The following is a 24560-nucleotide window of genomic DNA, read 5'->3' as shown; positions in this document are numbered from 1 at the left end:
CCGCTCGAAACCCATTTTGGGCATAAAAGAAGGCCGTCGCGAATGCGACGGCCTTCTCGTTGAGTCAGAGACACTTACTTCGTGAAGGAAGAAATCGCAGAAGCCTCGTCGTCCTTTACGTCGAATACCGTGTAGAGCTTGGTGATCTGCAGCAGATCGTGGACCTTCTTGGTCAGGTTGAGCAGCTTCAACTCACCGCCGCTGTTCTTTACCGTCGTAAAGGCGCTCACCAGCTCTCCGATGCCGGAGCTGTCGATGTAGTTGATATCGCCGAGGTTAAGCAGGATCTTGTTCGATCCCTTGGCCAGAACGTCACGAACAGCGTCGCGAATCGTGACACTGCCTTCGCCGAGGGTGATGCGGCCGCTGAGATCAAGAATCGTAATGCCGTCCACTTGGCGAGTCTGTACTTTCATGCTCATGTGTAGTCTTCTCCTTAAGTCCCCGGTTGCGCGGGTGTGCGGTGTTTGATCAGCGTGAGTTCGGTTCCGGGGTGTAGCTGCCGAAAGTGTACCTCATCCATGAATGCTCGAATAAGGAAGATGCCACGGCCGGAACCTCTCAGTATATTTTCCGGAGCGAGTGGATCGGGAATACTATCAGGATCCAGCCCAGGTCCCTGATCTGTGATTCGAATCGTAAGTGCATCGATCGTCGTTTCAAACGAAGCTGTGATGTGCTTGTTGCTATCGTATGCATTTCCGTGAAGAACCGCATTCACCGCTGCTTCTCGCACTGCCATTCCAATATGAGGAATCGTGTCTTCGTCGAAGCCTGCGCGCGCTGCACACTGTTCCGCCGTCTGTTCCACCTTGTTGACGCTGTCCAGCGAAGAATCAAGAGTGAAGCTCACACGGCTTGTCGTCGAGTCGGCCAAAAATATCCTTTTATCGCCCATCGTTATCGTCTATGGCAGACAGTAGCAATGATGGCAGTTTGCTTGTGTGCTTCCGGAATGTCAAGGAGAGCAGCTTTGAGACGACTTCGTTACTCACAGGTCCGGAGTTCGTTCCTTCAATGCGTTCCGTGAGTTAGGATGCGGAGACAAGCCTTCTCGCAGTCGATGCCTTATGACCAAACACATGAACCACAGAACCAGCGTCTCTGCCCTCGTCGGTGCATCCGTAAGTGATGCGCAAGGGAGCGTGTTTGGGCACATTAAGGAGTTGGCTGTTCTTCCGGTGGTCGATACGATCCACGTCCACGGAATGATCATTCGCCGTCTCTCCGCAGGGCGCAGTGAACTTCCGACATTAGTGGCACTTACGGGATTGGAGATGTCTTCCGAAGGAGACATTCGACTCCGGAAAACGGCGGAATTCGTCTCGCTTTCGACCGATGAAGACTATCTGCTGCTGGAACGGGATCTGCTCGACCAGCAGATCATCGACATCAACGGCCACAAGGTCGTCCGCGTCAACGACGTCGATCTGGTTTGGGAGTTCAGTCAGGATGGAGCAACAGAACTCCTCCTCCGAATCGCCGAGGTCGAAGTCGGGCTTCGTGGCGCGGTTCGCAGGCTGCTGAAAGGACTTCCTGCTGGAACGGTCGATCGGATCGCCCAGCGATTCCGTCCGAGCGTCATTCCATGGAACTTCGTCGACCTGATCGACCGCGATCCGGCCAGAAGAGTGAAGCTCAAGATCGAGCAGGACAAGCTGGCCAGAATGCATCCGTCCGATCTGGCTGACATCCTGGAGGAGCTCGCTCCCGCTGAACGTCAGGCTCTCTTCATCAGCCTCGATGAGGAGGTTGCTGCGGAAGCCCTCGAAGAGGTCACTCCGAAGATGCAGCAGACTCTTATCGAGTCTCTCGACTCGGATCAGGTCGCTGGAATTGTCGAGGAGATGGATCCTGGCGCTGCTGCCGATCTTCTCTCTGAGCTCTCCGATGAGCGCTCCGAAGCCATTCTGCAGGGAATGGATCCCGAGGAGCGACAAGAGGTCGAGGAGCTGCTGGAGTTCTCTGGTGACTCGGCTGCTGGCCGCATGACGACAGAGTATCTTGCACTTCCGCAAGGTTCTTCGGTTGCTGACGCAATCGCAGCTCTACACAAGTACGAGGGAGATGTCGACGCGGTGAACGAGATCTACCTGCTTGATCCAGAGGATCGAATCGTCGCGCTGATTCCTCTCGCTCAACTTGTGCTGGCTGGAGCGGAAGCGTTCCTGGACGATCTTCCTCATGGTCACATCGTAAGCTGTAATGTAGATGCCAATGGGCGAAAGGTAGCCGAGTTATTTGACAAGTACAATCTGCGAGCACTTCCGGTGCTGGACTACGAAAAGAAGCTGGTTGGCGTGGTCCATGCCGATCAAGTCATTGCGTTGTTGCGGGCCAATCGATAAGCAAGGAGCGTCGAGGTTGGGACAGCGATGAAGGGTTGGCGCAGCTGGCGGACGCGTATCTTCCTGTTCCTGGCGGTTCTGGGACCAGGATTCATCACGGCCAATGTCGATAACGACTCGGGCGGAATCCTTACCTATTCGCAGGCCGGAGCGCAGTTTGGCTACAGCTTGCTGTGGACGATGATTCCGATCACGCTGGCGCTGATCGTGGTGCAGGAGATGTGCGCTCGCATGGGCGTTGTGACAGGCAAAGGCCTGAGCGACCTGATCCGCGAGGAGTTCGGGTTGAGGATCACGTTCTTCATCATGATCCTGCTGGTGTTGGTGAACTTCGGCAATGTTGTGGCCGAGTTTTCGGGTATCGCTGGAAGTATGCAGTTGTTTCATGTCACTAAATACATCAGCGTTCCTGTTTGCGCGTTTCTGGTTTGGGCTCTTGTGGTGAAGGGCGACTACAAGAGCGTTGAAAAGATCTTTCTGGTTGCGAGCGTTTTTTACATCGCTTACATCGTGGCCGGCGTACTTAGCGGTCCGGATTGGCATCTGGCGCTGGTGGAGACGGTGAAGTTTCCGGCGCGGAGCGTGTGGAGCGACCGGAGCTATGTGTACATGACGGTCGGAGTGATCGGCACGACCATCACGCCGTGGATGCAGTTCTATCTGCAGTCCTCGATCGTGGAGAAGGGCATCACTGTTCGTCATTACAAGGCCTCACGGTTGGATGTGATCGTTGGCTCGATCTTTACTGACGTAGTTGCCTGGTTCATCGTCGTGGCGTGCGCGGCGACGTTGTATACGCATGGAGTGCGCAACATCGGCGATCCTTCGGACGCGGCGGAGGCGATGAAGCCTCTCGCGGGTCAATACGCGTTTATCCTGTTCGCGGCCGGGTTGTTCAACGCTTCGCTGTTTGCTGCTTCCATCCTGCCGCTTTCGACCGCTTATACGGTTTGCGAAGGGCTGGGCTTCGAGAGCGGGCTGGACAAGGGCTTCAAAGAGGCTCCGTTCTTCTACTGGCTATACACGCTGCTGATCTTCTTCGGCGCTGCCATTGTGCTGATTCCGGCGTTTCCGCTGGTGAAGTTCATCATCCTGTCGCAGGTGTTGAACGGGATCCTGCTGCCTGTGGTGCTGATCTTCATGCTGCGGCTGATCAACAAGCAGGAGTTGATGGGGAAGTACACCAATTCCGTTACTTTCAACGTCGTTGCGTGGCTTACCGCGGGAATCGTGATTGTGCTTTCCCTGATCCTGGTGTGGAACGGGCTGCACGGGTCTTGAGGCTGCGGGGTGACCCCCTCCCCCCTTGCCTGGGTGTAACCGCCTTTTATTTCAGTGAGATGCGCGACGGGTGGAGCTGTAAATTCTTCTATCGGCAGGGCTTGTGTCCAAATATGTGTCCGGCAAAGAGTTATGCGTTCTCTTCCGCCTGTGCGTCCCCGATTTTTTTCTCTCTGGTTCTATTTTACGAAATGGGCCGAAACTAAAGTGCCACTTTGGATGGGTATATTTTTTGGTTGTAAGTCTTTTGTTTCTTGTTATATGGGTGGAGATTGAGGTGCGGCGTTGTGTGTTTTGGGGTTGACATGGGATTTTGTTGGGTTTTGGGGGGATAAAGACTAGGGAGGGGCTGAGGGATGGGTTACTTCCCACCCTTCGCATGAGACAAGGGCGCGAAGGATGGGGCACCCGGGCTTTTGTGGCTGGGACGGAGGTTGTCGAGGTTGTTCGGGTTGTGTCCATTCCTCCGCGTTTTTGGGCGGAGTAAGGAAGGCGGTCGGGCTTTCGCCCGATACCCCACCCTATTTGCGATGAAGCTGCAAAAAGGGTGGGGCACCCGGATTGTGCCGGGGGTGGATTTTGGGTGATGTTTGTATCTGGGGCGGGTGGGTGGGTGGTTAGAGGAGGCGGCCTTCGGCCAGGTCGCGGATCAGGCCGTGGTCGGCGGCGAGGAAGTCGAAGCCGGGTAGTTCGGCTAGGGGCGCCCAGCGCATGTCGTTGAAGATGCGGTTGTTGAGGTCGCCGTTGAATTGGTCTACTACGAAGAACTGGAGGTCGATGGCTCCGCCGTTGCGGTATTTGTGGCGGATGCGGGCGACGCGGCGTCCGATGGTGGCGGCGATGCCGAGTTCTTCGTCCAACTCGCGGGCCAGAGCCTGTTCGGCGGTCTCGCCGGGTTCAATCTTGCCGCCGGGGAACTCCCACTTGAGGCTCATGGGCTGGTCGGGACGGCGCTGGCAGACCAAGACCTCTGTCTGAAGCGCTGCCGACTCTTGCTGGTTGGAGGAGTTGCGCAGGATCAGAGCCGCGACCACAAGCCGGAGTGGTTTGAGGGCTGTCGATTCACCGTTTCCGAGCTTTCGTATGGTCTCTTTCACCTGTCTACATGGTTAGACGGGGGAAGGACTGTAAAGGCTTCAGAGGGATGGCGCAGGGGCTTGGCGACAACGGTTCCTCGAGAGGCTTTTATGTCTGGAGATGCCGGAGTATGTTCGTGGCGACTTCGTCCGGGGCTTCGCGATGAGGGAAGTGACCCACCCCATCGAGGAGGATGCGTTGGTAGCCGCCGGTGAAGCATCTCTCGAGTCCTTCCGATTGGCTGGGCGCATCGCAACGGTCAGATGCTCCCTGAAGCATGAGGGTGGGGGTGGATATTGATTCTGTCTCGGCGAGCTTCTGTTGGAGGAGCTCGTATCGTGGATCCCAGGTTTCGCCGGTGCGCCAACGGGAGCGGTATGCGTTGCCTGTGATGTCGACCCAATCTGGATTGAGAAAGGCTTTTGCGGTCTCGGAGAACTCTGTCTCGTCGAACCAGCCGAGAGGACTCCAGGTGTCCCACTGAATGCGCGCGAAGCCGACAGGGTCGTCCTGGACCTTGGCCAGACCGCCTTCCACGCAGAGGAACCACTGGTACCAGAAGCGTCTTGACTGATCGAAGGATGGGACTGTGAAGAGGCCGTGGGGCTGGTAGGCGAGGGCCAGGGCGCTGACCGAGGTGATTCGCTGGGGGAAGAGGGCGACGAGGGTATAGGCGGCGCGGGCTCCCCAGTCGTGTCCAACTACGGCGAAGCGCTCGACTCCGAGGCGGTCCATGAGGTCGATTGCGTCTTGGGCGAGGGCGACCCCGGTGCCTACTCGAGGAGTGTCGGGATGCAGAAATCTGGTTGGCCCTGTGCCGCGCAGGTAGGGGGCGATGGTGCGCCAGCCTTGGGCGTGTAAGCGTTGAGCTATGGGGTTCCAGCCGCGTGGGGCGTCCGGCCATCCGTGGAGGAGAAGTACAGGTGAGCCGTCTTGCGGGCCTCCTTCTTCGTAGGCGATCTCCAGAATATCGGTGCGGATTGTCTTCAATGTTCTTCTCCGTGTCGTCGGAGTATTGGATGCGTTGGATTTGGGAGAGAACGTGTGTCGAGGGATTGAAAATGAGTGCTGTTTGGAAGGGATGACCGGAGCTAAAGCCTCGCTCAATCCCAAGACATTGGTCGTGGATTTTGAGTGCCTCGTGGAAGAGATTGGCGCTTCGGGCGAACCGCGGGTCCTTCGGCTGCGCCCCTCGCGATGAGACTGCGAGGGGATTCGCTCAGGATGACAAATTTGTTCGTTAGGGGAAGGATTTGTGAGGATAGAGCGAAAGCTAAGGTTGTTGATGGGAGAGGGGCGAAAGACAACGGCCAAGTGGTTAAGGAGCGGTTGTGGCCGCTTCTATCGTGTTTGCGCAATCAGCGTGCGCTAACGGCAAGCCCTACTTAGAGACCGTATGCCCAACTAGACGTACTCAAGTAACAATTCCGTTAGTTCGCCGGGACGATCGAGCATAACGGCATGTCCGCAGTCGACCGTGCTGGTCTTCCATCCTTTGGCCTTTGCCCGGTCGTGCGACGGTTGAAGGATTGGAGGATAGCCCGTGGCAAGAATATGGGTGACATTTTTAATGTCAGCAAACCGCTGCGTGAGTTTGATGGGCTCTTCCCAGCATGCGAGCGACTGTGAGGTGCATTGTGCGTCGACCCAGGCTGAGTCCTGTTGATTCACATTGAAGAATTCAGCGGGAGTGGGTGCGACCTTCCAGCCGTCGCCGCTCTCTTGTGTCTGTTGGCGTACGAACTGTACCCAATCTTCCCTGGCGAGATCAAAGAGGCATTCTCCGTCTTCGAGCACAAAGGCATCGAGATAGATGAGTGCGCGAATCTTATCGCTGATCTGGTCGGCGGCTCCGCTGATGACGCAGCCACTATAGGAGTGGCCGCAGAGAATCACGTCCGAGAGCCCTTCCCATTTTATTAAGTTCACGACGTCGTTAATGTGAGTGGAAAGATTGACGTCGCGCGAGTTGAGGTGGGAGCGTTCGCCTACTCCGGTGAGGGTCGGGGTGAAGACTTCGTGGCCCGCTGCCTGGAGTGCTGTGCGCACTCGTTTCCAACACCAGGATCCGTACCAGGCGCCATGTACAAGGACATAAGTTGCCATAAATTTTCTCTTTGCAATATTTCTGGATTATCGACTTCGGTGTATTAGGGAAACACGCGAGGGCCCTGTTTATTCGTCATGAGGGCGAATGATTTTAGGTGGGGATAGGTGGGTACTGAAGCTGTGGGCTGGGATGTGCCAGGGCAGAGGAATGAGGTCCCACCCTTCGCTAGATACAAAGGCGCAAAGGATGGGGCACCCGGGCGTTTGTGCTGGGGTGAGGAGAACAACGGCAACCGCGGGTCCTTCGACTGCGCCTCTCGCGATGAGACTGCGAGAGGCTACGCTCAGGATGACAAATTTATGATTGAGCGTGTGCTTAAGCGTGAGGAAGATCCAGCTAAAGCGCTGTGCTAATCCCGAAGACTGCTGATATCTGTTTAGGGTTGGGGTGGGGCTACCGAGGAGGGGTAGTAGACGGGCCAGCCCTCGTCGGCGGCGCGTTCGAGCAGGGCGGGGGTGGGGTTGATGGGGAAGGCGCGGCGGGCGATGGCGAGCATGGCGGCGTCGTGGACGGAGTTGCCGAAGACGGCGTCGGGGTGGGGGATGCCGGCGCGGAGGAGAGAGGCGACTTTACCCTCGTCGGTGGGGACGTCGGTGAGGGTCTCGGTAACGAGGCCGTTGACGACCTGCACGCGGGCGGAGAGGACTCGGTTGGCGGGGATGTTGAATCGCTGGACGCCCTCTTCGATGACCCAGTCGTTGGTGGAGCTGACGGCCCAGATGTCGACGCCTTTGGACTGGAGGGCGGTGACGAGCTCGAGCATCTCGGGGAAGATGTTCTTTTCGATGCGGGCCTGGAAGAAGGCGCGGGCGGCGGAGCGCATCTCCTCTTCGCGGAGGCCGTGGTACATCTGGACCATCTGGCCGCAGATGTCGAGCTCGGAGACCTCGCCGCGCTTGTAGCCGCGGTATTTGGCGTCGATCCAGTCGGCGGTCTCGCGGGAGACGAGGCCGGTCTCGATGGTCCAGGTCATAAAGGAGGAGCCTGCGTCACCGGACCAGAGGGTGCCGTCGCAGTCGAAGACGGCTACGGTGGGGGAGAGCTGGTGGACGGCGGCGTGAAACTCGGAGGTGTTCAGGTATTGCGTGGAAAGTGTGTTCGACACGGGAAACCTTTTTCTTTGCAACGTTCGTGCTGCTGCAGATGGCCTGCCATTTGCAGGCGGTTGGGTGATTTTACCTTATGGGTCTTATGGGATGAGGTCGATTCGATGGCTGGAGTGTTGCAGTTTGGTAATTTCGAGGCGGTGGGACGGCTTAACACCGATTGGCGCCGATGGCACCGATTTTTAAGGCGTAACGGTGATTAGGGGGATAAAAAGCTGATAGGAGGGATGGTGCTAGATGGGGGAGATGCCTTCGATGATGGTGACGCCGTCTGGGGGGGTGAAGAGGAAGTCGCTGTCTTTGACGGGGGCGTTTTCCTGCATGTCGGAGAAGGCGAACTCGGTGATTGCGCCGTCGACCTCTTCGAGCCGCATCTGTTGGATGGCGCCGGTGGGGGTTACGACCAGGGTAAGGAGCTTGAGCCGCTGGGCCATGCCTTTGGGGACGCCGGCGATGCTGAATCCGGCGGGGTCGGGGGTGACGGTGATGTGTTCGAGCTCTTTGGAGAGCTGGGTGTGGCCGAGGAGGAAGCGGAGGGGGGAGCGGAGGTCGTCGAGCTGTTTGGCGGGGATGCGCTGGGCCTGGGAGTCGCCGGGGGTGTAGAACCAGGCGAACTTGCCGTCGAGGACGAAGATCTTTCCGACGGGCTGGGCATAGCTCCAACGCATGCGGCCGGGCTTCTTGAGGACGAGGGTTCCCTCTTCGGCGCGGTCCATGCCCATGCCGGTGTAGCGCTCACGGTAGTGGGTGCGGAGGCTGGTGAGGTGGTTGTAGTGGTCGTCGACTTTGCGGAGGATGGAGGTGTCGCTCTGCGCATCCAGGGGCGCGCAGAGGACGAGCAGAAGAGCGAGGGAGAGCTTAGGTGAGGACCGCATTACTGGAGGGCGACGGTGCAGTTCGTGCCTCCGGTGGGATCCTTACGGATGGTGTTGTTCTCGTCGGAGCAGAAGCCGTTGTCGCCGGTCTTGCCGATGGCCTGGGGGACGGCGGTGATCTCAAAGGAGGTGTACATGTCCTGATTGTTGACGGTCACCTTGCTGCAGTTGGTGATGGCGAAGGTGTAGCCGGCCTTCTGGCCTGCGGCGAGGTCGGGGGCGACGAGCTGGGCGGCCTGGGCGGTGGGGGCACCGGATTTGGGGTCTCCGCCGAGGGAGGCGAGGGAGCAGGCGAAGCCGTTGGCGGGGTAGGCGGAGTTGTACTGGAGCTCGGCCTGGGCGATGGTGCGGACGGACTGGGCGGCGGAGGTCTCGTTGGCCTGCTTGCGGAGCTTGAGGAGCTGGGGGACGGCGAGGGTCATGAGGATGAGCATGACGGACATGACGATGAGGAGCTCGATGAGGGTGAAGCCTGCTTCGGGGCTGACGTCCAGATGGCGAATGGCTCGGTTGCGTAGATTCAGGGCGTTGCTGGTCGGATTCATTGGGTGTTCTTCCTCGATCTCGGTGGTTCTTACGGCCTCAGTACGATTGGTGCGTTTGCTTCACACGTCCAAACTTTACCAGCAGATGGGTTAGCAGGCCAGATGCTCGCGTTCGATCTTCATGGTTCCGAGGTTGCCGAGCAGGGTGAGGGCCATGAGCTCGGGGCGGAAGAGCTGTTGGGCGAGGCGCTGGATGGTGGCGGGAGTGACGGCTTCGATCTCACTGGTGATCTCCTCCACGCCAAAGAAGCGGCCGAAGTACATCTGCTGGCGGGCGAGGTTGGCCATTCTGCTACCCGAACTTTCGAGGCCGATGACGATGTTGCTTTTGAGCTGATCCTGGGCGCGTTTGAGTTCCGCCTCGGAGACGGTCTCTTGTTTAAGACGGGTCAGTTCGACGAGGGTAAGCTGGAGGAGCTTTTCGGTCTTGTCGACGGAGGTTCCGGCGTAGACGGAGAGCGAGCCGGTGTCGTCGAAGGGGTTCATCTCGGAGTAGATGGAGTAGGCGAGGCCCTGGTCTTCGCGGATGGATTGGAAGAGGCGAGAGCTCATGCCGCCGCCGAGCATGGTGTTGAGGAGGTAGACGCCGTAGCGGTCGGGGTCGTTGACCGGGGGCGCGGGGACTCCGAGGCAGAGCTGGACCTGCTCGAGGGATTTTTTGCGCTTGAGCGTGATGTGGGGGTTGGAGACGGGCGGCTGGCGGGTGGTGGCGGGTGTCGTGGTGGAGGCCAGGGAGTTGAAGTGGTGGGCTACCTGCTCGACGAAGGCGTCGTGGTCGAGGTTGCCGGCGGCGGAGAAGACCATGTTGCGGGGGGTGAAGCGGTCGGCGTAGAAGCTGAAGAGGGTGGGCTGGTCGAAGCTAGAGACGGTCTTGGCGGTGCCGAGGATGGGGCGGCCGAGGGCGTCGTTCTTCCAGAAGTTCTGGGTGAAGAGCTCGTGGACGAGGTAGTCGGGGTTGTCTTCGTCCATCTTGATCTCTTCGAGGATGACGCCTTGCTCGCGGGCGATGTCCTCGGGCGTGAAGGTGGGGTGGAGGACGAGGTCGGAGAGGAGATCGAGGGCGGGGGGGACGTTCTCGTCGAGGACCTTGATGTTGAAGCAGACCATCTCTTTGCCGGTGAAGGCGTCGAGGTTGCCGCCGATGGTGTCGACCTCGCGGGCGAGCTGCTGGGCGGAGCGGGAGGTGGTGCCCTTGAAGACCATGTGCTCGACGAAGTGGGAGATCCCGTTGAGGGGGGCGGACTCGTCGCGGGAGCCGGTGCCGATCCAGGCGCCCATGGAGACGCTGCGGACGTGGGGCATGGACTCGGTGAGGACGAGGAGGCCATTGGGGAGCACGGTCTTGCGGATGTTGCGGGGGGTCTGATTCAGGGTGAAGGGGGTGGTGCTGAGCTGATCTGTGGCGATTGCTGGCATGCTTCTCCTAGTGTGTCTATTGTTTCACAGCGAAGGGAGGGATTGGGCTGGGCACGGTAGACTGGAGTGTAGGCCTTCCCAAGGTGGATTTGAACGGATACATGGAACAAGAGATATCGAATTCGGAGTTGCTGGTAGGGCAGGCGAAGGCGGATGCCGGGGATAAGGCTGCTCCGCGGGCGCTGTTCGGTTTGACGCGGGCGGAACTGACGGACCTGCTGGCGGGGTTGGGGCAGAAGGGCTATCGCGCAGTACAGCTTGGAGATGCGCTCTATAAGCAGCGGGTGAGTGGGCTGGATGAGGTTACGACGTTTCCGGTAGCTTTGCGGGAGGCTTTGCGGGGTGAGGGCTACTCGGTGGGGTTGCCGGAGATTGTGCAGGCGGCGAAGTCTGTGGATGGGACGGAGCGCTATCTGATGCGGATGGCGGATGGGGAGACCGTCGAGACGGTCTGGATGCCGGATGGGGATGGTGGCGAACGGGGGGACGGGTCGGAGGCGGCAGCTGAGGAGTCGGGCGAAGAGGTTGCGGCTGAAGAGGCGGTGAGTGGCCGGAGGGTCGATACGAGGAATTGGGGGGCGTTGGCTCCGCAGGGATTTCGGCGGGCTACGATCTGTATTTCCAGCCAGGTGGGGTGCGCGGTGAACTGCCAGTTTTGCCTGACGGCGAAGCTGGGGATCAAGCGGAATCTTACGGCGGGGGAGATCGCCGGGCAGGTGGCGGCGGTGCTGAACCGGCATGGGATTCAGATTGGCAAGGACCGGATCAACCTGGTGTTTATGGGGATGGGTGAGCCGTTTTTGAACTATGCGGCGTTCATGAAGTCGGTGCAGGTGTTGGTGGAGGGGATCGGGATCTCGGAGTCGCGGATGACAGTCTCGACCTCTGGGATACTGCCGGGAATCGAGGCGTTTGCGAAGGAGACGCTGCGGCCGAAGCTGGCTTTGAGTTTGAATGCTTCTAACGACGTGGTGCGGGAGCAGGTGATGCCGATCACGCGGAAGTGGAATATCGCGAAGTTGCTGGAGGCGGTGCAGAAGATTCCGTTGAAGACGCGGGAGTGGGTGACATTCGAGTATGTGCTACTGGGTGGGGTGAACGATCAGCCGGAACATGCGCGCGAGGTGCTGGCCCTGCTGGCGGGGATCCGGGCCAAGGTGAATCTGATTGTGTGGAATCCGGGGCCGGGGATTGACTACCATCAGCCGGAGCCGGAGGATGTGGTGGTGTTTCAGAAGATGCTGATCGCGGGTGGGATTCCGACTTATATCCGCAGGCCGCGGGGGCGTGATATCTATGCGGCTTGTGGGCAGCTTAAGCGGACGGTGGATGCGCCTGTGCCAGCCGGTGCTCTAGTTGAGATTTCACCTGCGGCCAGTCTTCCTGGATGATGCTGAACCATACGCTGTGGCGCTGGGAGCCGTTGTCCATGATGTAGTGGTTGCGGAAGGTGCCCTCGTATTGTGCGCCTAGTTTGCGCATGGCGGCTTGCGATTGCAGGTTCTCGTGGTGGGTCTTGAGAGCTACGCGGCGGAGGTTGAGGGTCTCGAAGGCGTAGGTGAGTTGGAGGAGCTTGGCTTCTGGGTTGGCGTGGGCTCCGTGGTATTGGGGTGAGAGCCAGGTGTTGCCGATCTCGACGGTGCGGTGGTGGAGATCGAGGTCCATGTAGCGGGTGCTGCCTATAACTTTATTTTCGGACTTGAGGATGGTGACCCAGGGTATGACGGTGCCTGCTTGTTTCAGGGCTAGGGCGGTCTCGGCCCATTTGCGGAGGTCTTGTGGGGTGTTGACGGGGGTATTCATGTAGCGCCAGATGCGGGGATCGAAGGCTACTTGTTCCAGGGCCGGGAGGTGGGCAAGGGTTAGGGGTTCCAGGCGGATGCGTGGGCCTTCTAGGGTGGGAGTGGTGGGTTTCATCGGCTGTCTGTGTTGTCCATCGGCTTAGAAGAGCCTACCTCATGGGAGAGCGCGTAGTCCCAGGGCTCGAGATTGGGCTCTGTGGGTACAATTCAGGCTATGGATGGGAGCGGGGAGAAGGATCCGAGGATTTATTTTGCGGCGGAGCGGACGTTTCTTGCCTGGATTCGCACTGGTCTGGGGTTGATGGGGGTGGGCTTTGCAGTTAGCCGATTTGGACTGTTCTTGCGGGAGATGAGTGCCAGCCAGGCGCATTCCGTGACGGATACCCATCCGCTCTCGGTTTGGTCTGGCGTTGCGCTGGTGTTCATGGGGGTGATCGTTAATCTCAATGCGGTCGTGAGTCATGTGCGGGTGGTGCGGGAGCTGAGTTCGGGTAGTTGGGTTCCGGGGCGGGTTTCGCGGAGTGCGGTAATTCTTGCACTGGTGCTGGCGGCGATTGGTTTGGCGATGGCGATGTATTTGTTGTTTCTTCGTTAGCTGTTGAACTCAAAGTCGAATCGGTGTGGTTCGATAGATATCTGCTGAGATCACTTGAAGAAGGTGCCGCTCCGAACAAACCACAGGTCCTTCGACTGCGTCCCTCGCGATGAGACTGCGAGTGACTTCGCTCAGCGACTGTCTGTTTTTGTCAAGCGGCTGGTGGAAAAGACGGCGATGGGACTGCCTCGGAAAACGCTTTGCGTTTCCCGCTTTCCCACCATCCCTGCTGCTGATTCTTTATGGAAGAGCGAGAGCGCGGTTGTCTTGCTGTGGGTTGGGTGCGATCTGGATCTGGCGTCTGACCTCTCGTGCCTTGGCGTTAAGTCGGATGAGTAACTTGTGGCGCGCTGGAGCGCACGTCGGCGAAGTGGGCGATGAGGCCGGCGTCGAGGCTGTCGGTCTTTTCCAGCAGGCCGAGGCCCTCGGCGAAGCGGCGCACCTGGCGGGGGTTGAGGATGGCGACGGGCAGACCAAGCTCCCAGAGACGGGTGAAGGCCTGTCTTTCGTAGCCGCCGGTGGCTTCCATGGCCACCAGTTCGACGTGATGATGGTGGCAGAAGCTGGCCAGCGAGGCGATGCCGGCTGGGGTGTTGGCGAAGCTGTCCTGGGCGCCGCGAGAGCCGATACGGGCTGCAAGCGAGGTTGATGAGATATCCACTCCACAAATAATCCGGGTCACGGTAACCTGCCTTGTAAGTGCGACTGGAGAGTCGGGCGACTGTTCGGTCGGACGCAACCTGGGATGCGGTTCCTCGCTGAGCGACGGTGGCAAAACCACCTCAGGATGAACGGATGCCGCACGCCCGTGGGGAACCAGAAAAACGGTTCCCCCCTCTGACTTACAGTCTTACCGCCACTCATATAGAGATACAAGGATGACAAATTTTTAGATAGGTCCTAGTTCGTCTTTCCTTTTTGCCTTTTTAGACAGGTCCTTTTTGTAGATGCCCAGTTTGTAGACACACCCAGTCCACAAATATCTTCCTTACAACCGTCTTCTCATTGATGCCTTCCATGCTTCACCAACTAGAAGTATTGGGTGAGGTCGGCGAAGGTGGGGAGTTCTAGGAGGGTTTGGCCGGGTGGAGGTTGGTTGACGACCTCGTGCTCGAGGACCCAGGTGAAGTCGTGGGGAATGAAGATGGCGTGGAGTCCGGCGGCGAGGGCGGGGTTGATGTCGGAGCGGGGGCTGTTGCCGATCATCCAGGTGCAGGCGGCTTCGCAGGCGTGGTGGGAGGCGAGGGAGAGGTAGGCGTCGGTGTGTTTTTCGGGGAGGACCTCGACGGCGGAGAAGTGGGGCGCTAGTCCGGAGCGGCGGAGCTTGTCCTGCTGTTCTTCGGTGTTGCCCTTGGTGACCATGATGATGCGGTGGCGGGTGGCTAGGTCGGCGAGGGTGGCGTCGACGTTGGGCAGGAGCTCGATCTCCTGGTCGGCGATGGACTGAGCGAAGCTGACGATGCGGTCGTGCTTCTCCTGGGTGATGGGCTGATCGGTGAGCTGCTCGAAGCAGGTGATGAGGGACTTGCGAAAGCTGTGCAGGCCGTAGCCCTGGGCGGCGATGGTGGCGTGTTCGACGCGGTTGAGGTGGCCGCGGACCTCTTCGGCGGTGTGGATGCGGTGGTCGAGGTAGGAGATGAAGGAGGCGATGGCTCGCTCGAAGTAGACGTTGTTCTCCCAGAGGGTGTCGTCGGCATCGATGAGGAGCGTCTGGCGCACAGACCTGTGGTTTGCTTCGAGTGGCGTGTTCATGCGGCCATTATAGGGGTTTCTGGAACGACAGAGAGGATGAAGTGAGAGCGGTGGTAGACTTGCGGACAACTTTCGAAGTTCGAAAGACAGTGAACGTTTGAGTTTCTATACCTATCGGGATATTGCGGGTTGTCTGGTTGCTGCGCTGGGTTTTGCGCTGTTGGCTGGGCCAGGGTACGTTGTGGGTTGGGTGACGGATCTGCTGGGTTTTCGGGGGCGGTCGCTGGGGGAGCGGCTGACCTGGAGTGTGCCGCTATCGTTTGGAGTGGTGACGTTGCTGGCGGTGATGGCGGGGAAGTATGTCTCGCTGAATGTGGCCTGCTGGGTGGTGGTGTGGCTTGGCGTGACGGCGGTAGCCTTGGTTGGGATAGAGCTGATTCGTGGGAGGCGCTTTCGTCTGGGCCGGACGGGACGGCTGGTTGTGGCTGCCGGGTTGGGGGGCGCGGTCTTTGTGGTGGGGGAGTTGGTCGATGTGGGGTTGGGGAACAAGCTTTATATGAACGTGGCCGTCTATGACCACGCGCTGCGGACTGCGTTTGTGGATGCGGTGGTGCGGACGGGGGTTCCGCCGGGGAATCCTCTGTATTGGACGGTATCGGATGGGGGAGTGGGCCATGCTGCTCCGATGCGCTACTACTACTTCTGGTATGTGGTGTGCGCGGTGGTGGTGAAGGTGGCGGGAGTGTCGGCCCGGCAGGCGATGATTGCGAGCTGCGCGTGGTCTGGCTTTGGGCTGGCGGCGGCGATTGGGCTGTATGGGCGGTATTTTTTGACGCCTGCGAAGGATGTTGCAAGGGCCAGGCGCAGGATTTGGATTACGGTAGGGCTGCTGGTGGTGACGGGGCTGGATCTTATTCCGGCGATCGTGGCGTATCTGCAGGGAATGGACACTGATCCGGATATGGAGTGGTGGTCGGCGGGTCAGGTGACTTCTTGGATGGATACGATGCTGTGGGTGCCGCATCATCTGGCGGCGCTGGTTTGCTGCGTCTTCGGGTTTCTGCTGATCTGGATGTCGGAGGGGCGCGGGGGGAGGCAGAGGGTTCTTTGTGGGGTGATAGCCGGGGTGGGGTTTGCGGCTTCGTTTGGGTTGTCGACCTATGTGGCGGTGGCCTTTGCGATGGTGATGGCGGGATGGCTGGTTTGGGCGTGGGTGCGGAGGGATGGACGAGACCGGTGCGCTGTTTTGTTGGGCTCGGGGTTGGTGGCGGTGGTGTTGCTGGCGCCTTATCTGAGGGAGCTGCGGGCAGCGGGCCCGAATGCTGGAGGAAGGACGGCGGTGTTCGCGTTGGCTGTGCGGCCGATGATCGATCCGATCTCGGTGGCGAAGTTGCCGGGGTTCAAGCAGATGCGGACGCGGAGTGTGGGGGTTGAAGAGCAGGTTGCGGCGCTGGTGTTGATGGCTCCGGGGTATGCGGCGGAGTTGGGCTTCTTCGCGGCGGTGCTGGTGGTCGTGTTGCTGCGCAGGTGGAAGAGCCTTGGGGATGGGGAGCAGACGGCGGTGTTTCTGGTGGTGGCGGGGCTGGTGGTTTCGAGCCTTGTGAAGTCGACGGTGATTGGGACGAACGACTTTGGGATTCGTTCAATGCTGATACCGCAGTTTTTTTTGCTGCTGCTGGCGGGGTTGCTGCTGGATGGAACGATTCGCGCTCCGCGGCGGAGTGTGAGGGTGGTGTTGGCGATTCTGATGGTGGTGGGGATGGGTGGGACCGTGTATCAGGCGGTTTTGCTGCGGCTTTATCTGCCGGTGCAGGACAGATTGCAACGGAAGGGGCTGGGGGGGCTCGCAGAGAGAAACATGGCGCTCCGGGAGATTCGGCGCGATCTGGATGGACGCTCACCGAAGATGGCGGTGGTGCAGTATGACACGCATCAGCCGAGCGACTTCTTCAACTTTGCGCAGTTGCTGAACACGCCAAGGCAGACGGCGAATGCGGCTCCGGAGTGCAATGTGGCGTTTGGAGGCGATCCCGGGCCGTGTGAGGGGATTAAGGCGGAGCTTGCGCGGCTTTATCTAGGGGCGGCGGAAGATGCGGATGAGGCCCGTGCTACTTGCCACAGACTGGGTATCGATGAGTTGGTTGCGACGCAGTGGGACCCGGTGTGGAGGGTTAAGGACGGGTGGGTATGGACCTTGCCGGTGGTTGCGGAGACGGAGCGAGCACGGGTTCTTGCCTGTGGCACTACCACTAGGTAGGGATATGGCAGGCGGTGGGCAGCGGGTATGATTGGGGTCGCGAGGCGGACTTGGATCGATTTGAGACCCATAGCTTGATCATTCGTTGGGGTATAAGGCCCGAATGGACCTCTCTAGCAGGAGAAGGATGGAAGGCATAGCAGGCGCATGATTCCAGAGGTAGGCCAGAGATTCGGGCCGTACGAGATCCTCGGCAAGGTGGGGGGCGGAGCCATGGGCCTGGTGTTCCGGGCGTGGGACGCACGCCTGCATCGTCAGGTCGCGATCAAACTGCTTCACGAAGATTATGAGATGCCGGGGATGCGGGAGCGCTTTCTCCAGGAGGCGCGCGCCGTTTCGGCGTTGAATCATCCCCATATTTGCACGATCTTCGACATGGGGGAGCAGGACGGCGAGCCCTACATGGTGATGGAGCTGCTGGAGGGCGAGACGCTGAAGGACAAGATCTCGCGGGGGGCGGTGCCGGTCGATGAGATTATTGCCTACTCGCAGGAGGTGGCGGATGCTTTGGCGGCAGCCCATGCCAAGGGAATCGTGCACCGTGACATCAAGCCGGCAAATATTTTTCTGGTGGAGCACGCGCGCGGACGACCGCAGGCGAAGGTGTTGGACTTTGGATTGGCAAAGATCGGACTGGCGACGCGAGGAGGACGTGCGGCGCGGGCGTTGGATCTGACCTTGGCGGGGGCGACGGTGGGGACGCTCGCCTACATGTCTCCGGAGCAGGCCAGGGGACAGGACCTGGATGGTCGGTCGGATCTGTTTTCGCTGGGCGTGGTGATGTATGAGATGGCGACGCGGCATGTGCCGTTCCAGGGAACGACCAGCGCGCTGATCTTCGTGCAACTTCTGAACCATGCGCCGGAACCGATTCACGAGTGGAACGACTCTATTCCAAAGGAGCTGGAGAAGATCATCCTGAAGCTGCTGGCAAAACAGCGGGATGACCGGTTCCAAAGCGCAGAGGAGTTGGGCCGGGCGCTACGGAAGATTCCGTTTCGGACGAGTGGTGGGTGGTTGAAGCGAGCCGCAGCAACGGTGCCCTTGGTGAAGGCAGTGGATCCGATTGCGCGGATTAAACGACCGATGCGTCCGGTTTCGGGTGCAAACCGTTTGGGTAAAGTGGCTGCAACGCCTGAGGTCGTACCCGCGGTGGAGAAGGAGGAGGGTAAGAAGTCTAGCGGCGACAATATGATGATCCGTCCGATGCTGCGTATTCCGCAGTCTGACGGGAATCGAGACAAGGGTGTTTTGAGTGGTCAGCGGCCAGCTCCTGACCGCGCGGTTGTTGAGAAGGAGCCTTCTCATGATTCGGTGAAAGCAGTAGCCTCTGGCGGTGGCTCGGGGGAGCAGACATTGCCGGTTCCTGATGACGAACAAAATGGGGCTGCGCAGCAGGTTGATGGGATGGCTGTGGAACCGTTTAGCAGCGAGGCGGACCCTGAGATGCGAGTTAGTCCCCGAGTGCGGCAGGAGAGCGCTGGGCGACAGGTTGAAGGTGGTGCTAAGCGCGGAACGGAATCGGATCCACGGAAAGATCCAGAGAGAGCGGGGGGGCTCGCCAAGGTTCGGATTGCGATGTTTGCCGGGGTGGCGGCGTTGGTTATAGGGGTTATATTTCTGGCGATGAACAATGGCTGGTTTCGTCCCGTGGTGCTGCAGCAAGGGGATACTCTACTCCTTACTGTGGTTCAGAATCGGACGGGCGATAAGACGCTAGATGGAGTGGTGATCGAAGGGTTGGAGTTGGTGCTGGGGCAGATGCAGTATCTGACCTTTCGGGGAGGCGAGGCCTACAGGGCGGGTCTGCGGCAGGCGGAGGCAGAGGGGGCCACGAGTGGTTTGATTTCGAGCCGGCGCGTCGCGCAGATCGTGGGGGCAAAGGCTTATCTGTACGGGGAGATCAAAGGCTCGAGCCCACCTTATACGATCAGCATCGATGTGCTGAAGACGGACTCGAACGATAAGTTGACCAGTATCGAGGAGAAGGCGGAGGACAAGGAACAGATTGCTGCAGCTATCAGCAGGGTCGCGAGCCGGATGCGCTCCGATATGGGAGAGAGTGAACGGACTCTAGCCAAGACGAGCAGACCGCTAGATCGGGAGGCTACTGCGAATCTCGGCGCCCTGCAGGCGTATGCGGTAGGTGAGATCGCGTTGCAGAGCGGCCGGGTGCGAGATGCGATTGATGCTTACGAGAAGGCTAAAGCGACGGACCCCAAATTTATGCAGGCACACTTGCGATTGGCTTGGCTCTACAGTGAGGAGCGAGCGGAAGGTGCGGCTGTCGCAGAGGCACTTTTGGCGCGGGAGACGGCCGCGGGCAGGGAAGAACGATTGAAGCTGTTGGCTGAGTTCTGCGTAGCGATGAATGCGACGGGCGATTACGGCCGGGCAGCAGGAGTGATACGACGGCTTAAGGAGTTGTTTCCGAGGGATGAGGCGGGGTTTCTCTACCTGGCGCGTGTATTGCGAGCGCAGGGACATTTACCCGAGGCTCTCCAAGCGGCACAACAAGCCTACGCGGTCGACCCGTATGATGCCGATGCCTATGCCGAGGCCGAAGACGTGCTGATTGGGCTGAACCGCTTCCAAGGTGCGCTACAACTTGAAGGACAAGCAAAGCGGCTTGGGGTAGTGCGGACTGGGAATACGCTGGCTGCTGCTTATCTTGCGGACGACAAAGAGGAGCTGGCGCGGCAGACGGCAAGCATCGAGGGAGTTCATGTGGATCCTAAAGCTCCAGGTGTACGCGAGTCGTTTGGGAGGTTGGCGACCTATGGTCTGTATTTGGACAATGAGGGGCGGATGACCGCCGCAGCGGCGTTCTGGATGTCGGCGACGGCGAACGGCGCTGGGGATTCGAGTCTAAATACGGGACGGAGTGCCGTTCAGCCTTATTTTATGGCTCAAGCGGCGCTCGACCTGGCGTTAGTGCGGTCGTGCAGTCATGCGGTGAGTTTTGCAAAGGAGGCAGAGAAGTCGGAGTCGGGATTAGTCTCAAGTTTTAATGCGGGCATGGCAACGGCTCTCTGCGGGAATTCTGCTGACGCTGAGCGAACGGCGTTCGATCTGCAACGCCGCTTTCCTGAGAGTACGGCTGTGACGGGATACTATCTTGCCGATCTGAGGGCGGCGGTGGCGCTTGGAAAGAATGATCCACGAGGAGCGCTGGCTGCTTTAGGCTCGACGGCTGTTTACGATCAGCTTGCGTTGACTCCGTATCTGCGCGGGTTGGCCCACTTAAGTGCAGCGGAGCCGGCGTTGGCTGTGGCGGACTTTCAGATCATTGTGGATCATAGGGGAGCGGCATTTTTAGGGGGCAGTAATGTGTATCCAATGGCACAGATAGGATTGACAAGGGCGTATGCGGCGATGGGAGACAAGCCCAATAGTGTGGTGGCGTACAGGCGTTTCCTCTCACTGTGGCATGAGGCGGATCGTGGGCAAGGATTGCTGGCCGAAGCTGCCGCTAAAGGCCGGTAGTGTTTCTTGAAGTACGAATGGATCATTGCTGCGTTTTTCGATAGTTCAAGGAATGAATGATTGATGGCGATTTTTTTTATACAGGTTACTTTGCAGGGTCAACCGGAGATCGAGATATACAAAAAGCTGGATGCTCTGATGGAGATACATGGGTTTAACCAATCCATCTCCGGGTTGCAGGATAAGACCATCCTGACTCAGGCTTTCTATTATGGAAGATCTCTGCTGACAGCTAACTCACTTTGTGATTGGATCCATTCGCTTGCAGCAACCGGCGTCTGGCCGAATGTAGCTGTGTTAGTGATCGAAGCCTCGAATTGGGCGATGATTCGATCTAATTCCTAAGTTAGGCTGGGAGCTTCATCACGATTAGTCCCCCTAGGTATTTTGCGGGAGGGCTCACGCCTTATTGGAAATACTTTTCATCACGCTAACGTGAACTACGTTCGCTGCTTCTTGCGTGTCGTCGGGAGACGACACTTCGCTATCTTTCTCCTGTGGCAACTGATACCTTCCAGTGCATTATGAGCCTAGCACTGCCATTGTTACGGTCTGTTCTTCACTTTTTCCGAGACTTGTGGGGATTAAGGGCCTTCCGAGTAAAGACTATTTTGTCCGTTATGGCGATTGCTGCCGCGATAGTCAGCGTTGTCGCGTTCGAGAGGCAGACGATTGCGGAAACGAATCTAAAGGTTACTTATGGTTCAAACGGGGTTCAACAAGTGTCCTATGCGGGAGTCTTATTAGAGGATTTGGCCCAATATCCTTCCGACTTATTTCACATATGGCATATGAAGATGACTGACCTGCAAGGGAACCTCATGTCAGGCGGTCAGTTTGCCTGGGGCGAAACTAACAATGGCCGTAGCTGGAGTTCAGAGACGAATACATGGACCTATAACTACAGTTGGGGGTCTATTCAGGTGCAGTTCTTGCAGAGTGGAGACACTCTCGATATGCGAGTCACTGAGACCAACAAGCCCGGCTCGGGGGTGATTCTCGATGGTGCTGTGATCTATCCGTTTGGAATTCATCTTCCAAAACTTCCCAAGAGCTTTGGTAACGCGAGTTATCCCCAACTTGCCTTCAATACTACGGCTCCAAGTGTGACGATAGCTGATTATGGATCCGGCGAAGTCGTCGCTGTCGTGCCAGATGCGTCGAAGCCGCTTTACAGTGGGTTTCTTCCAACAGGTACTGGAGTTGCTTATTCTCCAATCATTAGTGGGACTGCCCCGGATGGGCTAGCGACGTTCCAGCCGCATAACGATCGGCCAGTATATCCGGGTAAAACGGACACGCTTGTCGTGTCATTGCGGTTCGCATCTTCAGGAACTTCCTCTGTAGCGCTGGCGCCAGATATCTATGCAAATTGGGCGCGGACATGGCCAGCGCAGTTGAACTGGATCGATCGCAGACCTATTGGCACGGTTTATTTAGCTAGTTCTCCGAGTGGGGAGGCGAGTAAGCCCGGGGGGTATTCTAATAATCCTCGACGATACTTCAACGAGAGGAATGAGGGTAACTTTGATATCAGGACGGTGGCAGGACTTGCTGCATTCCAAAGGCGAGTTCTGGAACAGGCTACTAATATTGTTGCGAACATGGAACAGCTTCACGCACAGGGCTCGATCACCTGGGATATCGAAGGGGAGGAGTACCCGCAAAGTACCAGTTATGTCTGTCAGCCGGATAGTATCGCGCAGATCTCTCCCGAGATGGAGAGCATCATTCTTGACCATGGTTCGCCGTATTTCGGATGGAAGCTAGATGATGCTTATTTCAAAGTAATCAGGAACACCGGGTTTAGAGTGGGAGTATGTGCGCGGCCGCAACACTTCACCCGAAATCCGGATGGCACGGCGCAACAGGTAACTCTGCCGAACGCGGATATTGCTGCCGAGTTGATCCGCAAGATAAAGTTTGCGCATGATCGCTGGGGAGCCACTTTGTTTTACGTTGACTCCTCCGTCGAACCTAATGGAGCCGTTCTTGACGCCAGTATCTTTCAGCAAGTGGCCCGGACCTTCCCGGACTCTTTAATCATTCCCGAAGAGACCACCTCGAAATACTTCGCTTACACCGCTCCCTTTCAAACCTTTCTCTTTCATGGTGATCTTGGAACCGATCCGATAGTACGTGCATATTATCCGCATGCCTTCAGCGTCAATCTGATCAATGATGTCGATGCCGCCAAATTAACTGAGAAATTGCCGCAATTGATTACATCGGTAAAGGGCGGCGACATTCTCATGGGCCATGTAGGCTATTGGGATGCAAATGATACGACGATTCTAGCTATCTATAAGGCTGCCGGTGTTTCAATGGATTCTTCAGGGATTAAATCGCCTCCAGTTTCAACTTCTACTTCGCCTCGCACGGGCAAGGGTCGCGCTAACTAGCAAGTGGACGGATTCCACGACGACGATAAATGGATAGCTCGGAACTTCTGACAGCCAGCATTCTAACTACGATCGTTCTTGAGTTGCGGCGATCCGATATTTCGATTCTCGATGTAGTGCGGAGGCATTAATAAAAGATGCTGAGGTCTGTTGCATTTGTGCTCTTTTTACGAGGATCTCCTGTAAGTGATCCAAGGTCGAAATCATAGTCTTTGGCGATTTCTCATAAGCGGAACGGCTAAGTGAAAGATAACCTGAATCGCCCAAAGGCAATGTGATTCTCCACTCGTGTTCCAGTGTGGCCGGGTCTAGAATCGTTTCAAAGCGGTTACCTTGAAACGACATCTCAATTGTCGCGAAACGCATTTCGGCGCAGGCCTTCTTTACAACCATCCAGCAATCATCAGAGGTCTTGGAATCGAGGAGAGCGCGACCGAGATCGTGCAAATATATCTCTTCGCGTACCAGCCCTAGGATGTGTCTACTCGAAAGCGCCCGAGTAGCTGCTCCGAGCTCGATGTAACCAAGATAATTTACTCCAGCCCACACTAATATCGAGAAGACTATAACTACGATGCTGCGTAGATAAGGCTGGAAGCTTTGTACTAGAGCTAAGGAGGCAGCGAGAGCGCATACTCCATATAGGATCAAGGCAGTGTCTCGTGGCTTGAATCCACGCGCTTGGACCATATGGTGAATGTGGCCGCGATCTGCCCGAAAGATTGGAACTTTGCGAAGATAGCGACGGCAGATCGCCAACCCCACATCTATGAGCGGCAATGCAAGCGCCATAAGAGGAGCTGCCATGCCCAGGAGCGTTCCGCTGCGCTGACTCCAGACTAGGCTGAAGCAACCGAGCATGAACCCAACAGTCAGGCTGCCACAATCTCCCAGAAAGATGGAGGCCGGACTGAAATTGAAGCAAAGGAAGGCAAGTAAGCACCCGGCTAACGGCATGGTCGTAAGTAGTAGGCCGGTATTGCCATTGAAAGCTGCGGCAAGAAGCATCGTGACGGTTGCGAAGAGACCTACACCAGAGGCTAGTCCATCAAGTCCGTCTATAAGATTGACCGCATTTGTGCAACCTATAAGCCATAAAAGACTTAGTGGAATGTTGATCCAAGGCGAGGCGAACCACGAATGCTCGACGGAGACTGCAAGGTCACCTGGAGCTAGATACGCACCTAAGCCCACGGCGAGACCAGCCCCGAGAAATTGACCGGCGAGCTTCTGCCAGGGTTTTAGACCTATAAGATCGTCGATAAGGCCTGTAATAAAAATAATGGCCGCAGCTGGCAGGAGAGCCCACAGTATTTCGTGGTGTCGGATGTAAACCCGCTGAGTCGCTGGCGTGAAGACAAACACAAGAATTAGCGCGCCGGAATACGCGAGGACGATGGGAACGCCACCCACGCGAGGAATTGGTTTCTTATGAAACTTACGTTCCGTGTCGGGATGGTCTACCAGGTTGAGGCGAAGTGACAAGTCACGGCACAGCGGCGTGAGAATGAAACAAAGGATAAACGCTGTGACACCCAATGCGAGAATGGTGTTCATTGCATTGCTCC

General features: G+C 57.8%; 20 protein-coding genes and 1 pseudogene. 8 read left to right on the top strand and 13 right to left on the bottom strand.

The features are described from left to right. Positions 1-74: 74 nt before the first annotated feature. Positions 75-422 (bottom strand): STAS domain-containing protein, encoded by a 348-nt coding sequence (locus HB393_RS02915; protein WP_213803623.1) that lies wholly within the window; start codon positions 420-422, stop codon positions 75-77. A gap of 14 nt (positions 423-436) precedes the next feature. Then, positions 437-877 carry an ATP-binding protein gene (locus tag HB393_RS02910; RefSeq protein WP_345944991.1) on the bottom strand — a complete coding sequence of 147 codons (441 nt, stop codon included), beginning with the start codon at positions 875-877 and terminating at the stop codon, positions 437-439. Positions 878-1082: 205 nt separating this feature from the next. On the opposite strand from HB393_RS02910, the gene HB393_RS02905 reads away from it, so the two are divergent. Both HB393_RS02905 and HB393_RS02900 read left to right on the top strand, forming a co-directional pair. After that, on the top strand, positions 1083-2348 hold the full coding sequence (locus tag HB393_RS02905) for a CBS domain-containing protein (RefSeq protein ID WP_255550723.1): 1266 nt from the start codon (positions 1083-1085) through the stop codon (positions 2346-2348). A 27-nt stretch (positions 2349-2375) separates the two neighbouring features. After that, entirely contained in the window at positions 2376-3629 is a 1254-nt protein-coding gene (locus tag HB393_RS02900) for an Nramp family divalent metal transporter (RefSeq protein WP_213803620.1), read from the top strand. Positions 3630-4246: 617 nt separating this feature from the next. Here the strand turns inward: HB393_RS02900 and HB393_RS02895 are convergent. The 7 genes from HB393_RS02895 to HB393_RS02865 all read right to left on the bottom strand — a co-directional run bounded on the left by HB393_RS02895 (position 4247) and on the right by HB393_RS02865 (position 10758). Continuing rightward, positions 4247-4726, bottom strand: coding sequence for an NUDIX domain-containing protein (locus tag HB393_RS02895; RefSeq protein ID WP_213803619.1), 480 nt, complete (start codon positions 4724-4726; stop codon positions 4247-4249). 88 nt (positions 4727-4814) lie between these two features. Beyond that, complete coding sequence (locus HB393_RS02890) at positions 4815-5696, bottom strand: alpha/beta hydrolase (RefSeq protein WP_213803618.1); 882 nt, start codon at positions 5694-5696, stop codon at positions 4815-4817. Positions 5697-6110: 414 nt separating this feature from the next. Beyond that, complete coding sequence (locus tag HB393_RS02885) at positions 6111-6812, bottom strand: alpha/beta hydrolase (protein ID WP_213803617.1); 702 nt, start codon at positions 6810-6812, stop codon at positions 6111-6113. Positions 6813-7192: 380 nt separating this feature from the next. Continuing rightward, positions 7193-7921, bottom strand: coding sequence for an HAD-IB family phosphatase (locus HB393_RS02880; protein WP_213803616.1), 729 nt, complete (start codon positions 7919-7921; stop codon positions 7193-7195). A gap of 234 nt (positions 7922-8155) precedes the next feature. Then, entirely contained in the window at positions 8156-8797 is a 642-nt protein-coding gene (gene lolA / locus HB393_RS02875; protein ID WP_213803615.1) for an outer membrane lipoprotein chaperone LolA, read from the bottom strand. Then, positions 8797-9342 (bottom strand): prepilin-type N-terminal cleavage/methylation domain-containing protein, encoded by a 546-nt coding sequence (locus HB393_RS02870; RefSeq protein ID WP_213803614.1) that lies wholly within the window; start codon positions 9340-9342, stop codon positions 8797-8799. Before HB393_RS02870 ends, lolA begins: the two co-directional genes overlap by 1 nt. Positions 9343-9432: 90 nt before the next feature. Beyond that, the gene (locus HB393_RS02865; protein WP_213803613.1) at positions 9433-10758 is read right to left on the bottom strand and encodes a pitrilysin family protein; all 1326 of its coding nucleotides are present in this window, start codon (positions 10756-10758) and stop codon (positions 9433-9435) included. A 101-nt stretch (positions 10759-10859) separates the two neighbouring features. Between HB393_RS02865 and rlmN the strand changes: the two genes are divergently transcribed. After that, entirely contained in the window at positions 10860-12149 is a 1290-nt protein-coding gene (rlmN, locus tag HB393_RS02860; RefSeq protein ID WP_213803612.1) for a 23S rRNA (adenine(2503)-C(2))-methyltransferase RlmN, read from the top strand. On the opposite strand, the gene HB393_RS02855 is transcribed toward rlmN, so the two are convergent. Beyond that, entirely contained in the window at positions 12073-12675 is a 603-nt protein-coding gene (locus HB393_RS02855; RefSeq protein ID WP_213803611.1) for a GNAT family protein, read from the bottom strand. The genes rlmN and HB393_RS02855 overlap by 77 nt on opposite strands. 81 nt (positions 12676-12756) lie before the next feature. Between HB393_RS02855 and HB393_RS02850 the strand changes: the two genes are divergently transcribed. After that, positions 12757-13155, top strand: coding sequence for a DUF202 domain-containing protein (locus HB393_RS02850; RefSeq protein ID WP_345944989.1), 399 nt, complete (start codon positions 12757-12759; stop codon positions 13153-13155). A 355-nt stretch (positions 13156-13510) separates the two neighbouring features. Here HB393_RS02850 and HB393_RS02845 read toward each other — a convergent pair. After that, a pseudogene (locus tag HB393_RS02845) lies at positions 13511-13837 on the bottom strand (transposase); the annotation flags it as partial. A 347-nt stretch (positions 13838-14184) separates the two neighbouring features. Further along, complete coding sequence (locus HB393_RS02840) at positions 14185-14907, bottom strand: HAD family hydrolase (RefSeq protein WP_213803609.1); 723 nt, start codon at positions 14905-14907, stop codon at positions 14185-14187. 97 nt (positions 14908-15004) lie between these two features. Here HB393_RS02840 and HB393_RS02835 point away from each other — a divergent pair, with 97 nt between their 5' ends. The 4 genes from HB393_RS02835 (at position 15005) to HB393_RS02820 (ending at position 22992) form a co-directional block, all read left to right on the top strand. After that, the gene (locus HB393_RS02835; RefSeq protein ID WP_213803608.1) at positions 15005-17104 is read left to right on the top strand and encodes a hypothetical protein; all 2100 of its coding nucleotides are present in this window, start codon (positions 15005-15007) and stop codon (positions 17102-17104) included. Between the two features lie 147 nt (positions 17105-17251). Further along, a complete protein-coding gene (locus HB393_RS02830; RefSeq protein WP_213803607.1) occupies positions 17252-20590 on the top strand; it encodes a serine/threonine-protein kinase in 3339 nt (1112 codons plus the stop codon). A 63-nt stretch (positions 20591-20653) separates the two neighbouring features. Further along, positions 20654-20935 carry a hypothetical protein gene (locus tag HB393_RS02825; RefSeq protein ID WP_213803606.1) on the top strand — a complete coding sequence of 94 codons (282 nt, stop codon included), beginning with the start codon at positions 20654-20656 and terminating at the stop codon, positions 20933-20935. A gap of 275 nt (positions 20936-21210) precedes the next feature. Further along, positions 21211-22992, top strand: coding sequence for a hypothetical protein (locus HB393_RS02820; protein ID WP_213803605.1), 1782 nt, complete (start codon positions 21211-21213; stop codon positions 22990-22992). Positions 22993-23058: 66 nt separating this feature from the next. On the opposite strand, the gene HB393_RS02815 is transcribed toward HB393_RS02820, so the two are convergent. After that, positions 23059-24549: an MraY family glycosyltransferase gene (locus tag HB393_RS02815; RefSeq protein ID WP_213803604.1), complete on the bottom strand. Its 1491-nt coding sequence runs from the start codon at positions 24547-24549 to the stop codon at positions 23059-23061. Positions 24550-24560 lie beyond the last annotated feature (11 nt).

The organism is Granulicella sp. dw_53, from assembly GCF_018449545.1.
GTDB lineage: Bacteria > Acidobacteriota > Terriglobia > Terriglobales > Acidobacteriaceae > Edaphobacter.
Note: the sequence above shows the minus strand (reverse complement) of the source record. Positions and strands in the feature narration are given on the sequence as shown.

Bases quoted from the DNA above. Each gene is read 5' to 3' on its own strand.
- HB393_RS02905 (WP_255550723.1), top strand. From the start codon at position 1,083: ATGAACCACAGAACCAGCGTCTCTGCCCTCGTCGGTGCATCCGTAAGT.
- HB393_RS02855 (WP_213803611.1), bottom strand. From the start codon at position 12,675: ATGAAACCCACCACTCCCACCCTAGAAGGCCCACGCATCCGCCTGGAA.
- HB393_RS02865 (WP_213803613.1), bottom strand. From the start codon at position 10,758: ATGCCAGCAATCGCCACAGATCAGCTCAGCACCACCCCCTTCACCCTG.
- HB393_RS02820 (WP_213803605.1), top strand. From the start codon at position 21,211: ATGGCGATTGCTGCCGCGATAGTCAGCGTTGTCGCGTTCGAGAGGCAG.
- HB393_RS02870 (WP_213803614.1), bottom strand. From the start codon at position 9,342: ATGAATCCGACCAGCAACGCCCTGAATCTACGCAACCGAGCCATTCGC.
- HB393_RS02900 (WP_213803620.1), top strand. From the start codon at position 2,376: ATGAAGGGTTGGCGCAGCTGGCGGACGCGTATCTTCCTGTTCCTGGCG.
- HB393_RS02915 (WP_213803623.1), bottom strand. From the start codon at position 422: ATGAGCATGAAAGTACAGACTCGCCAAGTGGACGGCATTACGATTCTT.
- HB393_RS02815 (WP_213803604.1), bottom strand. From the start codon at position 24,549: ATGAACACCATTCTCGCATTGGGTGTCACAGCGTTTATCCTTTGTTTC.
- HB393_RS02840 (WP_213803609.1), bottom strand. From the start codon at position 14,907: ATGAACACGCCACTCGAAGCAAACCACAGGTCTGTGCGCCAGACGCTC.
- HB393_RS02830 (WP_213803607.1), top strand. From the start codon at position 17,252: ATGATTCCAGAGGTAGGCCAGAGATTCGGGCCGTACGAGATCCTCGGC.
- HB393_RS02825 (WP_213803606.1), top strand. From the start codon at position 20,654: ATGGCGATTTTTTTTATACAGGTTACTTTGCAGGGTCAACCGGAGATC.
- rlmN (WP_213803612.1), top strand. From the start codon at position 10,860: ATGGAACAAGAGATATCGAATTCGGAGTTGCTGGTAGGGCAGGCGAAG.
- lolA (WP_213803615.1), bottom strand. From the start codon at position 8,797: ATGCGGTCCTCACCTAAGCTCTCCCTCGCTCTTCTGCTCGTCCTCTGC.
- HB393_RS02885 (WP_213803617.1), bottom strand. From the start codon at position 6,812: ATGGCAACTTATGTCCTTGTACATGGCGCCTGGTACGGATCCTGGTGT.